General features: G+C 65.8%; 12 protein-coding genes. All 12 read left to right on the forward strand.

The features are described 5' to 3' along the window. Nucleotides 1-34: 34 nt before the first annotated feature. The 12 genes from ispG (at nt 35) to AKI39_RS08630 (ending at nt 13,683) form a co-directional block, all read left to right on the forward strand. Nucleotides 35-1,321 carry a flavodoxin-dependent (E)-4-hydroxy-3-methylbut-2-enyl-diphosphate synthase gene (gene ispG, locus AKI39_RS08575; protein ID WP_066634474.1) on the forward strand — a complete coding sequence of 429 codons (1,287 nt, stop codon included), beginning with the start codon at nt 35-37 and terminating at the stop codon, nt 1,319-1,321. A gap of 52 nt (nt 1,322-1,373) precedes the next feature. Further along, nucleotides 1,374-2,642 carry a histidine--tRNA ligase gene (gene hisS, locus AKI39_RS08580; RefSeq protein ID WP_066634476.1) on the forward strand — a complete coding sequence of 423 codons (1,269 nt, stop codon included), beginning with the start codon at nt 1,374-1,376 and terminating at the stop codon, nt 2,640-2,642. A 56-nt stretch (nt 2,643-2,698) separates the two neighbouring features. Then, the gene (locus AKI39_RS08585; protein WP_066634478.1) at nt 2,699-3,337 is read left to right on the forward strand and encodes a YfgM family protein; all 639 of its coding nucleotides are present in this window, start codon (nt 2,699-2,701) and stop codon (nt 3,335-3,337) included. Nucleotides 3,338-3,342: 5 nt separating this feature from the next. Continuing rightward, the gene (gene bamB / locus AKI39_RS08590; RefSeq protein WP_066634480.1) at nt 3,343-4,500 is read left to right on the forward strand and encodes an outer membrane protein assembly factor BamB; all 1,158 of its coding nucleotides are present in this window, start codon (nt 3,343-3,345) and stop codon (nt 4,498-4,500) included. 20 nt (nt 4,501-4,520) lie between these two features. After that, the gene (der, locus tag AKI39_RS08595) at nt 4,521-5,933 is read left to right on the forward strand and encodes a ribosome biogenesis GTPase Der (RefSeq protein ID WP_066634482.1); all 1,413 of its coding nucleotides are present in this window, start codon (nt 4,521-4,523) and stop codon (nt 5,931-5,933) included. A gap of 20 nt (nt 5,934-5,953) precedes the next feature. Then, the gene (gene hisC, locus AKI39_RS08600; RefSeq protein WP_066634484.1) at nt 5,954-7,024 is read left to right on the forward strand and encodes a histidinol-phosphate transaminase; all 1,071 of its coding nucleotides are present in this window, start codon (nt 5,954-5,956) and stop codon (nt 7,022-7,024) included. A gap of 125 nt (nt 7,025-7,149) precedes the next feature. Next, complete coding sequence (gene hfq / locus AKI39_RS08605; protein WP_066347256.1) at nt 7,150-7,386, forward strand: RNA chaperone Hfq; 237 nt, start codon at nt 7,150-7,152, stop codon at nt 7,384-7,386. Nucleotides 7,387-7,632: 246 nt separating this feature from the next. After that, the gene (hflX, locus tag AKI39_RS08610) at nt 7,633-8,739 is read left to right on the forward strand and encodes a GTPase HflX (RefSeq protein WP_066634486.1); all 1,107 of its coding nucleotides are present in this window, start codon (nt 7,633-7,635) and stop codon (nt 8,737-8,739) included. Next, complete coding sequence (gene hflK / locus AKI39_RS08615) at nt 8,705-10,000, forward strand: FtsH protease activity modulator HflK (RefSeq protein ID WP_066634488.1); 1,296 nt, start codon at nt 8,705-8,707, stop codon at nt 9,998-10,000. The genes hflX and hflK overlap by 35 nt, the downstream gene beginning before the upstream one ends. Nucleotides 10,001-10,017: 17 nt before the next feature. Further along, nucleotides 10,018-10,965, forward strand: a complete 948-nt coding sequence (gene hflC, locus AKI39_RS08620; RefSeq protein WP_066634490.1) for a protease modulator HflC — start codon at nt 10,018-10,020, stop codon at nt 10,963-10,965. Nucleotides 10,966-11,156: 191 nt separating this feature from the next. Then, nucleotides 11,157-12,314: an ATP phosphoribosyltransferase regulatory subunit gene (locus AKI39_RS08625; RefSeq protein ID WP_066634491.1), complete on the forward strand. Its 1,158-nt coding sequence runs from the start codon at nt 11,157-11,159 to the stop codon at nt 12,312-12,314. A 73-nt stretch (nt 12,315-12,387) separates the two neighbouring features. Further along, on the forward strand, nt 12,388-13,683 hold the full coding sequence (locus AKI39_RS08630) for an adenylosuccinate synthase (protein WP_066634492.1): 1,296 nt from the start codon (nt 12,388-12,390) through the stop codon (nt 13,681-13,683). The last annotated feature ends 6 nt before the right edge of the window (nt 13,684-13,689 follow it).

Here is a 13,689-nt window from a genome sequence, read left to right on the forward strand (position 1 = left end):
CTCAGGCTCCATTACCGCGTTTCGCCATTTCGCCATGCAAGATTCGCCATCGCCCTGCCAGGATCAAGCGCCCCCGCCCGTGGGGCCCGCGTCCCGCCACGCCACGCGCGCCGTGCGGATCCGATGGCGCGGCCGCGCCGTGACCGTCGGCGGCGATGCGCCGGTGGTCGTGCAGTCCATGACCAACACCGACACCGCCGACGCCATCGCCACGGCCATCCAGGTGCGCGACCTGGCGCAGGCGGGCTCTGAACTGGTGCGCATCACGGTCAACACCCCGGAAGCGGCGCGCGAAGTGCCCGCCATCCGCGAGCAGCTGGACCGCATGGGGGTGGACGTGCCGCTGGTCGGCGACTTCCACTACAACGGCCACAAGCTGCTGACCCAGTTTCCGGAATGCGCACAGGCCTTGTCCAAATACCGCATCAACCCGGGCAATATGGGCGGGGGCAAAAAGCGTGACGACAACTTCGCGCAGATGATCGAGGTCGCTTGCCGCCACGGCAAACCCGTGCGCATCGGCGTGAACTGGGGCAGCCTGGACCACGAACTCATGGCGCGCAAGATGGACGAGAACAATCTGCGCGCCACGCCCTGGGAGGCGCAAGCGGTGATGCGCGATGCCCTGGTCGTTTCCGCCATCAGCAATGCGCGCCGCGCGGAAGAACTGGGCCTGGCGGGCGACAAGATCATCCTGTCCTGCAAGGTCAGCCATGTGCAGGACCTCATCGCGGTGTACCGCGACCTGGCCGCGCGGTGCGACTATCCGCTGCACCTGGGGCTGACCGAAGCCGGCATGGGCAGCAAGGGCATCGTCGCCTCGACCGCCGCGCTGGCGGTGCTGCTGCAGGAAGGCATAGGCGACACCATCCGCATCTCGCTTACCCCAGAACCCGGCGGCGATCGCACCCGTGAAGTCGTCGTGGCGCAGGAAATCCTGCAAAGCATGGGATTGCGCGCATTCACCCCCATGGTGGTGGCCTGCCCGGGATGCGGCCGCACCAGCAGCACGGTGTTCCAGGAACTGGCCGACAGCATCCAGTCGTACCTGCGTCGCCAGATGCCGGTGTGGCGCACCCGCTATCCCGGCGTGGAAAGCATGAACGTCGCCGTCATGGGCTGTGTGGTCAACGGTCCGGGCGAAAGCCGCCATGCCGATATCGGAATCAGCCTGCCCGGCACGGGCGAGGTTCCCGCCGCCCCGGTGTTCATCGATGGCGAGCGCACCGTGACGCTCAAGGGCGACCATATCGCCGAGGAATTCCAGGCGATCGTCGAAAACTACGTGGCGCGCCGCTACGGCTCGCAGGTCTCACAATAAAAGAAAGGTACGGCGCCCCGGCGCGGCTGACGCCACGGGCGCGCATCACGACATGACGCAAGCTTTCCAGAAAGTCACCGCCATCCGCGGCATGAACGATGTCCTGCCCGGCGTGGGCGCCCGGTGGGAGCAGTTCGAGGAAATCGTCCGGAACTGGCTGCACGCCTATGGTTATCGCAATGTGCGCACGCCCGTCCTGGAACACACGCGCCTGTTCGCGCGCGGCATCGGCGAAGTCACCGACATCGTCGAAAAAGAGATGTACACCTTCACCGACGCGCTGAACGGCGAATCGCTGACGATGCGCCCGGAGATGACCGCCGGCATCGTGCGCGCGTCCATCGAGCACAATCTGCTGTACGACCGCCCGCACCGCGTGTATTCACTGGGTCCGGTCTTCCGCCATGAACGCCCGCAGCGCGGCCGTTACCGCCAGTTCCACCAGATCGACGTCGAAGCGCTGGGCTTCGCCGGCCCGGATGTCGATGCCGAGCTCATCGTCATGCTGGCGCGCCTGTGGAAACTGCTGGGCCTGACCGACGTGCGGCTGGAACTCAATTCCCTGGGCCAGCCGGCCGAACGTGCCGCGCATCGGGCCGCGCTGATCGAACACCTGGAAAAGCACCGCGACGTCCTGGACGAAGACGGCCAGCGCCGCATGTACACCAACCCGCTGCGCGTGCTCGATACCAAGAATCCCGCCATGCAGGCCATGGCCGACAGCGCGCCGCGGCTATTCGATTTCCTGGGCGACGAATCGCGCGCGCACTTCGACGGCGTGCGTCAGCGGCTGGACGACGCCGGCATCGCCTATCGCCTGAATCCCCGGCTGGTGCGCGGGCTGGATTACTACAACCTCACCGTCTTCGAGTGGGTCACGGACCGCCTCGGCGCACAGGGCACGGTGTGCGGCGGCGGCCGCTACGACGGGCTGATCGAACTGCTGGGCGGCAAGCCGGCGCCGGCCGTCGGCTTTGCCATCGGCATGGAGCGCCTGCTGGACCTCTGGGACCAGACCGTCCCGGCGGAACCGACGCCCGAATGCGACGTCTACGTGGTGCACCAGGGCGAAGAGGCACAGCGCCTGGCGGCCAAGGTCGGGGAGCAACTGCGCGATGCCGGACTTTCCGTTATCGTCCACGCCGGCGCGGCCAGCTTCAAGTCGCAGTTCAAGCGTGCCGACGCCAGTGGTGCCCGGCTTGCGGTTATCCTTGGCGCCGACGAAGTGGCGGCCGGTACGGCGGGCATCAAGCCCTTGCGCGGCGAAGACGCGCAGCGGCAGGTGCCGCTTGCGGAACTGGCGCAGGCGCTGCGCGGATAGCGGCCCGGCCGCCGGCCCGGTTTTTTGAAAATGGTGATTCGGCAGGACATGTGAGCATGGCATACGATCTCGAAGAACAGGAAAAACTCGACGCGTTGAAAGCCTGGTGGGCGCGCTACGGCCTGCTGGTTTCCATCGTCGTCGCGGTGTGCGCCATCTCCTATGGCGGCTGGATGGGCTGGCAGGCCTATCAGGCGCATGCCAGCCGGCAGGCCATGGGGTATTTCGAGGCGCTGGAAGACGCCGCCCGCCTGGGCGGCGCCGACGCCACCGCCCGCATCAAGGCCGCGGCCGGCACCTTGCGCGACGACTATCCCAACACGGGCTATGCGGCTCGCGGCGTGCTTGTCGCCGCACAGGCCCTGCAAGCGCAGAACGACGTGCAGGGGGCGCGCGAACAGCTCGAATGGCTGGCCTCCCAGCGCAAGCAGCCGGCCCTGCAGCCGGTGGCCAAGCTGCGCCTGGCCGGCCTGTTGCTGGACCAGAAGCAATACGATGCCGCGCTGGCCCAGCTGCAGGATCCTCCGCCGGCATTCGCCGCCCTGTACGCCGATCGCCGCGGCGACATCCTTGCGGCCCAAGGCAAGGTCCAGGAGGCGCGCGCCGCCTGGCAAAGCGCCATCGACGGCCTGGGTGCGGCGAATCCGCTGACCCCCGTCGTGCGATTGAAACTCGATGCCCTGAGCGGAGCCTGATTGCGATGTTTACGTTTGCCTTCCGTCGTCCCGTTGTCCTGGCCGCGTGCCTCGTGGCCGTGCTCAGCCTGGGCGCATGCTCGATGTTCTCCAAGGAGGACGCCCGCTACGACCCGGCGCCCCTGACTGACTACAAGCCTGGCCTGTCCGTGCGCCAGGTCTGGTCCGTTTCCATCGGCAGCGGCGGAGGCTTCGGCTTCTATCCCTCCGTGGTCGGCGAGTCCGTTTACGCCGCGGCGCCCAATGGCACCGTGGGCAAGTACGACCTGCTCAGCGGCCGTACCCTTTGGCGCGCGGACGCCAAGGCGGACCTGACCGCCGGCGCCGGCAGCGACGGCACGACCACCGTCGTGGCGACCAGCGGGGGCGACGTCATCGCTTTCGACGATACGGGCAAGCAGAAATGGAAAGTGCGCGCCACCAGCGAAGTGGACGAGCCGCCGCTGGTCAACAACGGACTCGTGGTGGTCCGCAGCGGCGACTACCGCATCACCGCGTATGACGCCCGCAATGGCGACCGCGTGTGGAGCGTGCAGCGGCCCGGCCCCGCGCTGGCGCTGCGGACCAGCACCCAGATGATCATGGCGCAGGGCCTGGTCATCGCCGGCCTGGCCGGCGGCAAGATGATGGCCATCAGCGCCGACAGCGGCAACGTGCAATGGGAAGGCACCGTGGCCACGCCCAAGGGCGGCAGCGATCTCGAACGTCTGAACGACGTGGTGGGCGCGCCGCGGCTGGTCGGCCCGCTGATGTGCGCGGTCGCCTACCAGGGCCGCATCGTCTGCTTCGACGTCTCGCAGGGCGGACGCCCGGTCTGGGCCAAGGAGTTTTCCGGCGCCGTCGGCCTGGGCGCGGATGAAAACGCCGTCTATGCGCCCGACTCGCACAGCGTCGTCCATGCCTACAGCCTGCGCGACGGTACCGAAATGTGGAAGCAGGACGCCCTGCGCAACCGCCACCTGACCGCGCCGGTGCCCATCGGGCCGGCCATCGCCGTTGGCGATTATGATGGCTATGTGCACTTCCTTTCGCGCACGGACGGCCGTCTGCTCGCACGGCTGTCCGTCGGGGGCAACGCAGTGCTGTCGCCCCTGCAGACTACCCCCCAAGGCGTGCTGGTCCAGACCGGGAACGGTAATCTGGTCCTGATCGGCACCAACTGAACCCCAACCGCTTCCCATCCGTGTCCTTCAAGCCTGTCGTCGCTCTGGTCGGTCGTCCCAATGTCGGGAAGTCCACGCTGTTCAATCGCCTGACGCGTTCGCGCGCCGCCCTGGTCGCCGACTACGCCGGGCTGACACGCGATCGCCATTACGGCGAGGGCAGGGTGGGCGACTATCCCTTCATCGTCATCGACACCGGCGGTTTCGAGCCGGTTGCCAAGGACGGCATCCTGCGGGAAATGGCGCGCCAGACTCGCCAGGCCATTGCCGAGGCCGACGTCGTGGTTTTCCTGGTGGACGGCCGTGCCGGCGTTAACGGGCACGACCACGAAATCGCCGACCTGCTGCGCCGTTCGGGCCAGCGCCGCGTCCTGCTGGCGGTCAACAAGGCCGAAGGCATGGGCATGGCGGCCACCACGGATTTCCATGAGCTCGGGCTGGGCCAGCCCTGGCCCATTTCCGCGGCGCACGGCGACGGGATCGTCGATCTGATCGAGCACGCCCTGCAAGGGCTGGTCGAGCCCGAACCTGAGGCGCAACCGACCGAAGACGACGAAGCGGACATCGCCGAAGGCGACGACGCCGCGCTGCCCGAAGGAAAATTCAGCGCACCGCCGCCCGATCACCGCATCAAGCTGGCCATCGTCGGACGCCCCAATGTGGGCAAGTCCACGCTGATCAATACCCTGCTGGGCGAAGAGCGGGTCATCGCCTTCGACATGCCCGGCACCACGCGCGACGCCATCGAAATCGACTTCGACCGCGACGGCAAGCGCTACACGCTGATCGATACGGCCGGGCTGCGCAAGCGCGGCAAGGTATTCGAGGCGGTCGAGAAATTCTCGGTGATCAAGACCCTGCAGGCCATCGAAGCCAGCAACGTGGTGCTGCTCATGCTGGATGCGCAGACCGAGATCTCTGAACAGGACGCGCATATCGCCGGCTTCGTGCTGGAAACGGGGCGCGCCGTGGTGGTGGCCATCAATAAATGGGATGGCCTGGATGCCGATCAGCGCGAGCGCATCCAGCGCGAATTCGATCGCAAGCTGCGCTTCCTTTCCTTCGCGCGGATGCATACCATATCCGCGCTGAAGGGCGCGGGCGTGAAGACCTTGCTGAAGTCCGTCATCGCCGCGCATGCGGCGGCATTCGCCAAGCTGTCCACGCCCAAGCTGACGCGCGAACTGCAAGCAGCGGTCGAGCAGCAGCCGCCGCCGCGCAAGGGCATCTTCCGGCCCAAGATGCGGTACGCGCACCAGGGGGGGCAGAACCCGCCTTTGGTCATCATCCACGGCAACGCGCTGGATGCCATCCCGGACGCCTACCGCCGCTACCTGGAAACCCGTTTCCGCAACGCCTTCGACCTGGCCGGCACGCCGCTGCGCATCGAGTTCAAATCCTCGCACAATCCCTACGTGCAAGATAAATCGTAAATCGCAGCCAAGGATCCGCCATGAGCCGTTTTTGGAGCCCCGTCGTCGCCGGGCTCAGCCCCTATGTACCCGGCGAGCAGCCCAAGCTGGCGAACCTGATCAAGCTCAACACCAACGAGAATCCCTTCGGGCCGTCGCCCAAGGTCCTGGAAGCGTTGCGCGCGGCCTGCGACGACACGCTGCGGCTCTATCCCGATCCCGCTTCCGACCGGCTGCGCAAGGCCATCGCCGCCCATTGCGGCGTGGCGCTGCCGCAGGTTTTCGTTGGCAACGGTTCCGACGAAGTCCTGGCCATTGCCTTCCAGGCTTTGTTGAACCACCAGGCGCCCTTGCGCTTCCCGGACATCACCTACAGCTTCTACCCGGTCTATTGCGGCCTGTACGGTGTGCGCCATCAGGTCATCCCGCTCACCGAGGATTTCCGCATCGACGTCCAGGACTACCTGCCCACCGGCGGCCAGCCGCAGGGACCCATCCTGTTTCCCAATCCCAATGCGCCCACGGGCCGCGCGCTGCCGCTGGCCGACATCGAGCGCATCGTCGCGGCCAATCCGGATGCGGTCGTCGTCATCGATGAAGCCTATGTGGATTTCGGCGCCGAATCCGCGGTGCCGCTGGTCAGCCGCTACGACAACGTGCTGGTGATCCAGACGCTGTCCAAGTCCCGGTCCCTGGCCGGGCTGCGGCTGGGCTTCGCCATCGGCAGCGCGGCGTTGATCGAAGGCCTGGAGCGGGTCAAGAACAGCTTCAACTCCTACCCCATCGATCGCCTGGCACAAGCCGGCGCCACGGCCGCGATCGAGGATACGGACTACTTCGAGTCCACCCGTTCGGCCGTCATCCATACGCGCGAGGCGCTGACCGGCTCGCTGCAGTCGCTGGGCTTCGATGTGATCCCATCCGCGGCCAACTTCGTGCTGGCCCGCCATCCTGAACGGGACGCGGCCGGGCTGGCTGCTGCGCTGCGGGAGAAGGGCATCATCGTGCGTCATTTCAGCCATCCGCGCATCGTCCAGCACTTGCGGATTTCGATCGGAACGGCCCAGGAATGCGAGGCATTGGTGCACGCGTTGCGCACGATTTTGGGGTGAACTTTTGGTGTCATGTTGCGTCACATCATTCAGTGGCACCGCCCGGGAAAACCCTGTAGAGTAGCTATTTCGGCGTCTGCCACTATCAAAACAACACCCCAAAACAACACAATGGAGCCTGGCCAATGAGCAATAAAGGGCAAACTTTGCAAGATCCGTTCTTGAACACGCTGCGTAAGGATCACGTACCCGTGTCCATTTATCTCGTCAACGGCATCAAGCTTCAGGGGCAGATCGAATCGTTCGATCAGTACGTCGTGCTGCTGCGTAATACCGTGACCCAGATGGTCTACAAGCATGCCATTTCAACCGTGGTTCCGGCCCGCGCGGTCAATTTCCAGGTGGAAATCCCTTCTGAATAATCGCTCTACCGATCGTCGCGCAGGCCCCGCTAGCGGCCGCGCGGACGGTCCCCCACGCGGCCCCGCGCCGCTCAATGGCCGCCTTGCTTCTCGTGCCCGCCGCACCGTTCGTGTCGGCGGGCATTTTCACTGTGCGCGCTTGGTTCGGCTGGCCGTTTCCCCCATCGTGCCGGCGATCGCGCGGGCGCGTCCCCCCATTCCCGTTTTTCGTGCCGTTCGTATCGCTCGCGCCGGCCAGGAGGCTGCATGCGTGCGTTGATCATCAGTGTCGATCTCGGCAATCCGGATTTCGACGCCCACGCCCAGGAGTTCGCCATGCTGGCGCATGGCGCCGGCGCGGACATCGTCGATACCGTGCTGGCGCGCCGCGACCGGCCCGACGCCAAATACTTCATCGGTTCCGGCAAGGTCCAGGAAGCGGTCCTGCTGGCTCGCGCGCACGATGCCGACGTGATCCTGTTCGACCAGCCCTTGTCGCCCGCGCAGCAGCGCAACCTTGAACGAGAATTCAACCTTCGCGTGGTCGACCGCGTCGCCTTGATCCTGGACATCTTTGCCCTGCGGGCCAAAAGCCACGAAGGCAAGCTGCAAGTCGAACTGGCACAGCTGCAGCATCTGACCACGCGGCTGACGCGCCTGTGGACCCACCTTGAGCGCCAGCGCGGCGGCATCGGCATGCGCGGGCCCGGCGAGTCCCAGCTCGAAATGGATCGGCGCATGATCGGCGCCCGCGTCAAGGTGTTGCGCGAGCGGCTGGACAGGGTCGAACGGCAGCGCGTCACGCAGCGGCGCTCGCGCGCACGCGGCGGCGCACTGTCGGTATCCCTGGTCGGCTATACGAACGCCGGAAAATCCAGCCTGTTCAACGCCATGACCCGTGCCGGGGCGTATGCCGCAGACCAGCTTTTCGCCACCCTGGATACGACCACCCGCCGCATCTGGATCGACGGCGCGGGCTCCATCGTGCTGTCCGATACGGTGGGATTCATTCGCGATCTGCCGCCCACGCTCATTGCCGCCTTTCGCGCCACCCTCGAAGAGACGGTGCACGCCGATCTGCTATTGCACGTCGTCGATGCCGCGAGTCCGCAGCGCGATGAACAGGTCCAGGAAGTGGAGAAAGTGTTGAACGAAATCGGCGCGGGCGATATCCCCGTCATCATGGTCCATAACAAGATCGATCTGCTGGGGCTGCCCCCCCGAGTCGAGCAGAATGCCCATGGTACGATTGCGCGGGTGTTTGTCAGCGCCGCCGAGCGCGCCGGCCTGGATGCGTTGCGCGCGGCAATTGCGCAGGCTGGTCAGATTGCGGGAAATAATGCGTCCAATATCCAAACTGTTCAATCTGAATGACCCCGGCTGGGGGCGAGGCAGCCAGAACGGCTCCGAACCACCCCGGCGTCCGCAAGGTAGCGGCGATGGGCCGCCGGACCTGGACGAGGTCTGGCGCGATTTCAACAACCGTATCGCCGCGCTGTTCGGCCGCAAGGGCAACCAGGGCGGCCGCAACGGCGGCCCGGGCGGTACCGGTGGTACCGGTCCCCGCAATGCACGCATCGGTGCCGGCCTCATCATCCTGGTATTGGTGGCGCTTTGGCTGGCCAGCGGTTTCTATATCGTCCAGGAAGGCCAGGTGGCGGTGGTCACGCAGTTCGGCAAGTATTTTAAGACCGCACAGGCGGGCTTCCAGTGGCGCCTGCCTTATCCGATCCAGAACCAGGAAATCGTCAACATCTCGCAGTTGCGGACGTTCGAAGTAGGCTTCCGCGGCAGCTCGCGCAACAAGGTGCTGCCCGAGGCCCTCATGCTGACGACCGACGAAAACATCGTCGACATGCAATTCGTGGTGCAGTATCGCCTGCGTGCGGATGGCGCGCCGGACTACCTGTTCCGCACGCGCGATCCCGACGAATCGGTCCGCCAGGCCGCCGAGACCGCCATGCGCGAAGTCGTCGGCAAGCAGCCCATGGACTACGTCCTCTACGAAGGCCGCACCAACGTCGCCACGCAGGTCCAGGCGCTCATGCAGCAGATCCTGGACCGCTACGACACCGGCATCCAGGTCAGCACTGTCGCCATCCAGAACGTGCAGCCACCCGAACAGGTGCAGGCCGCCTTCGATGACGCGGTCAAGGCGGGCCAGGACCGCGAGCGCCAGATCAACGAAGGCGAAGCCTATGCCAACCAGGTCGTGCCACTGGCCGCCGGCCAGGCATCGCGCATGATCCAGGAGGCCGAAGGCTACAAGGCCAAGGTGATCGGCGACGCGACCGGCAATACCTCGCGTTTCAACAGCATCGTCAACGAATACCGCAAGTCGCCCGCGGTCATGCGCGAGCGCATGTACCTCGAAACCATGGAGGAAATCTTCTCGCGCGCCAGCAAGGTAATGATCGATACGCGGGGCGGCAACAATGTCGTCTACCTGCCGATCGACAAGATCATCCAGCAGGCCGCGCAAGAGGCCGGCAAGTCATCGCCGCAACCGGGCCCGCTGAGCCTGCCCGGCGCCAGCCAGCCGACCATTCCGCCATCGCCACGTCCCGTCCCTGGGCAAACATCCGGCAACCCCGGCAGCGGCAACACGCTGACCCGCGACCGCTTGTCGCGCTAACCGGAGGAGCCCCGAACATGCAACGTCTACTGCCCATACTGGTCGGCCTGCTCATCATCCTGGCCGCGCTTTCCTCCTGCGTTTTCATCGTCCGCGAACGTGACTATGCCCTGGTGTTCTCGCTGGGAGAGGTACGCAAGGTCATCAGCGAGCCCGGTCTTTACTTCAAGGCGCCGCCGCCGTTCCAGAATGTCGTGACGCTGGACAAGCGCATCCTGACCATCGAATCGACGGATGCCGAGCGCATCCAGACGGCGGAAAAGAAAAACCTGCTGATCGACTCGTACGTCAAGTGGCGCATCGCCGATCCGCGCCTGTACTACATCACGTTCGGCGGCAACGAACGGGCCGCGCAGGAACGCCTGCAGGCCCAGATCCGCGACGCCCTGAACGCGGCCGTCAACATCCGTACGGTCAAGGACGTGGTATCCGCCGAGCGCGAAAAGGTCATGGCGGAAATCCTCTCCAACGTGGCCAAGCGCGCCGCTCCGCTGGGCGTGCAGATCGTGGACGTGCGCCTGCGCCGCATCGAATTCGCGCCGGAAATCTCCGAATCGGTCTATCGCCGCATGGAGGCCGAACGCAAGCGCGTGGCCAACGAGCTGCGCTCCATCGGCGCCGCCGAAGGCGAGAAGATCCGCGCGGAAGCCGACCGGCGCCGCGAGGAAATCCTGGCCGATGCCTATGCCAAGTCGCAGGCCATCATGGGCGAGGGCGATGCCAAGGCCAGCAGCATCTACGCCGACTCCTACGGCAAGGACCCCGTGTTCTACACCTTCTACAAGAGCCTGGAAGCCTATCGCTCGTCGTTCTCGAAGCTGGGCGACCTGCTGGTGGTGGATCCCAGTTCCGAATTCTTCCAGTTCTTCAAATCTTCCGTGGGCGTGCCGGGCGCGCCTAGCGGCACCCTGGGGGGGATTCCCGGCAGCACCACGCCGGGGACCCCGCCGGACAGCCGGAAATAGGGCAGTTTGCGGGGCAGTGCACGGGCTGGCGGGATCGCCCGAACCATGTACAATACCCCGTAAGCTTTAAAACATTCCGCAGCGGCTGAGCGGGCTTACGCCCCTCAGCCGCTTTTTCGTTTGGTTTGTCGTTTGGGTATCGTCTGGCGCTGCCCGCGTCTTTCTTCTCTACGCATGATCAGGTAACTAACATGGGCAACTGGTTGCTCCCCGAGCGCCTGGCGGATATTCTGCCCGCCGAGGCCCGGCGCATCGAGGAACTGCGTCGCGAACTACTCGATCTTTACCGCACCTACGGGTACGAGCTGGTCGCGCCGCCCCTGGTGGAATACATCGACTCCCTGCTCTCCGGCACCGGCACCGACCTGGACTTGCGCACCAGCAAGCTGGTCGACCAGCTTTCGGGCCGGATGCTGGGCGTGCGTGCGGACATGACGCCGCAGGTATCCCGCATCGACGCGCACCTGCTGAACCGCGCCGGCGTGACACGCCTGTGCTATTGCGGCACCGTGCTGCATGCCCGGCCCACCGACCTCCTGTCCAATCGCGAATTGCTGCAGATCGGGGCCGAAATCTACGGCCATGCGGGCGTGGAAGCGGACATCGAAATCCTGCGCCTGGTGCTCGATACCGTCACCATCGCTGGCGTGCGGCAGCCGCGCCTCGATCTTTGCCACCCCGGCGTGGTGCGGGCGATCATCGATGCCGATCCCGCCGCGCGCGCCCACGGCGAGCAGATCCATGCGCTGCTGCGCGACAAGGACGTACCTGGCCTGCTGGACCTGGCGCAGCGCCCGGACGGCCCCGGCGCGCAGACCATCCAGACGCTGCGCACCCTCATGGGCCTTTATGGCGACGTCGGCACGCTGGCTCGCGCCCGCGCCGAACTCCCGCCCTTGCCAGGCATCGCCCAGGCGCTGGATGCGCTGGAAGCGCTGCTGCGGGCACTGCCCGAGCTGCGCGCCAGCATCGACCTCGCCGACGTGCGCGGCTATGGCTACCACTCCGGCGTCACCTTCGCGCTGTACGCCGAAGGATGGCACGACGCCCTGGTCAGCGGCGGCCGCTATGACGATGTCAGCCGCGTGTTCGGGCGTGCCCGCCCGGCCACGGGCTTCAGCCTGGACCTGCGCAAACTCGCGGCCGGATTGCCCCCCGCGGAACGCTCCCGCGCCGTGCGCGCCCCGTGGGGCCAGGATGCCGCCCTGGTGGCCGCCGTTCGCGGCTTGCGCCAGGCCGGCGAAATCGTCGTGCAGGTCCTTCCCGGCCACGAGCACGATCAGGACGAATTCATCTGCGACCGCGAGCTCACGCTCCAGGACGGCGCATGGCAGGTTCGCAACCTTTGACTCATTCCCTCTTTCCAAGAGGGTCCCGACGGAATCCGCGGTTTCCCGCGAAACTCGATATTCACTTTCGATCATGAGCAAGAACGTAGTCATCATCGGCACCCAATGGGGTGACGAAGGCAAAGGAAAAATCGTCGACTGGCTGGCGGAATCGGTACAGGGCGTCGTGCGTTTCCAGGGCGGTCACAATGCCGGCCATACCTTGTGGATCAACGGCAAGAAAACCATCCTTCGCCTTATCCCTTCGGGCATCATGCATCCCGGCGTGACCTGCTATATCGGCAACGGCGTCGTGCTCTCCCCGGAAGCGCTGCTCAAGGAAATCGAAGAGCTCGAAGCCGCCGGCCTGGATGTCCGCTCGCGCCTGCAGATTTCGGAGATCTGCCCGCTGATCCTGCCGTACCACGTTGCCGTGGACCAGGCGCGCGAACAGCGCAAGGGCGAGGGCAAGATCGGTACGACCGGGCGCGGGATCGGCCCCGCCTACGAGGACAAGATCGCCCGCCGTGCGCTGCGCGTGCAGGACCTCTTCGATCCCGTGCTGTTCGACCAGAAACTCGCCGAAGTGCTGGATTACCACAACTTCGTGCTGACCAAATACCTGGGCGCGGAGGCCGTGTCGGCCAGCCAGGTGCGCGACCAGGCCATGGCGCTGGCGCCGGCGATCGCCCCCATGGTGCGCGACGTCTCCAGCAACCTGTTCGCCGCCCAGAAGGCCGGCCAGCGCCTGCTGTTCGAAGGCGCACAGGGAGCGCTGCTGGACGTCGATCACGGCACCTACCCCTACGTCACCAGCAGCAATTGCGTCGCCGGCGCGGCGGCCGCCGGTGCCGGCGTCGGCCCGCAATCCCTGGACTACGTCCTCGGCATCACCAAGGCCTATACCACGCGCGTCGGCTCCGGTCCTTTCCCCACCGAACTGCTGGACGAAATCGGTGCGCGGCTGGCCAACATCGGCAAGGAATTCGGCTCGGTCACCGGCCGCCCGCGCCGCTGTGGCTGGTTCGACGGCGCCGCGCTCAAGCGGTCCGTGCGCCTGAACGGCATCAGTGGTCTTTGCATCACCAAGCTGGACGTGCTGGACGGTCTGGAAACCATCCGCCTGGGCGTGGGTTATCGGGTCAACGGCGAATTCCGCGACGTGCTGCCTTACGGCGCGGTCGAAGTGGCCAAGGCCGAAGCAGTGTTCGAGGAACTGCCGGGGTGGTCCGAGTCCACCGTCGGCATTACCGAATACGAAAAGCTGCCGGCGGCGGCGCGCGCCTACCTGGAGCGCGTGGCGCAGGTCTGCGAAGTACCCATCGATCTGGTTTCCACCGGCCCGGACCGTACCGAAACCATCGTGTTGCGCCATCCGCTGAAGGGGTAGGAGTAC

It is taken from the genome of Bordetella sp. H567 (assembly GCF_001704295.1).
Lineage (GTDB): Bacteria > Pseudomonadota > Gammaproteobacteria > Burkholderiales > Burkholderiaceae_B > Bordetella_C.

Excerpts from the sequence above, each read along its gene's own strand:
- AKI39_RS08630 (WP_066634492.1), top strand. The coding sequence starts at position 12,388 with ATGAGCAAGAACGTAGTCATCATCGGCACCCAATGGGGTGACGAAGGC.
- AKI39_RS08625 (WP_066634491.1), top strand. The coding sequence starts at position 11,157 with ATGGGCAACTGGTTGCTCCCCGAGCGCCTGGCGGATATTCTGCCCGCC.
- AKI39_RS08585 (WP_066634478.1), top strand. The coding sequence starts at position 2,699 with ATGGCATACGATCTCGAAGAACAGGAAAAACTCGACGCGTTGAAAGCC.
- hisS (WP_066634476.1), top strand. The coding sequence starts at position 1,374 with ATGACGCAAGCTTTCCAGAAAGTCACCGCCATCCGCGGCATGAACGAT.
- hfq (WP_066347256.1), top strand. The coding sequence starts at position 7,150 with ATGAGCAATAAAGGGCAAACTTTGCAAGATCCGTTCTTGAACACGCTG.
- hisC (WP_066634484.1), top strand. The coding sequence starts at position 5,954 with ATGAGCCGTTTTTGGAGCCCCGTCGTCGCCGGGCTCAGCCCCTATGTA.
- hflK (WP_066634488.1), top strand. The coding sequence starts at position 8,705 with ATGCGTCCAATATCCAAACTGTTCAATCTGAATGACCCCGGCTGGGGG.
- bamB (WP_066634480.1), top strand. The coding sequence starts at position 3,343 with ATGTTTACGTTTGCCTTCCGTCGTCCCGTTGTCCTGGCCGCGTGCCTC.
- ispG (WP_066634474.1), top strand. The coding sequence starts at position 35 with ATGCAAGATTCGCCATCGCCCTGCCAGGATCAAGCGCCCCCGCCCGTG.
- hflC (WP_066634490.1), top strand. The coding sequence starts at position 10,018 with ATGCAACGTCTACTGCCCATACTGGTCGGCCTGCTCATCATCCTGGCC.
- hflX (WP_066634486.1), top strand. The coding sequence starts at position 7,633 with ATGCGTGCGTTGATCATCAGTGTCGATCTCGGCAATCCGGATTTCGAC.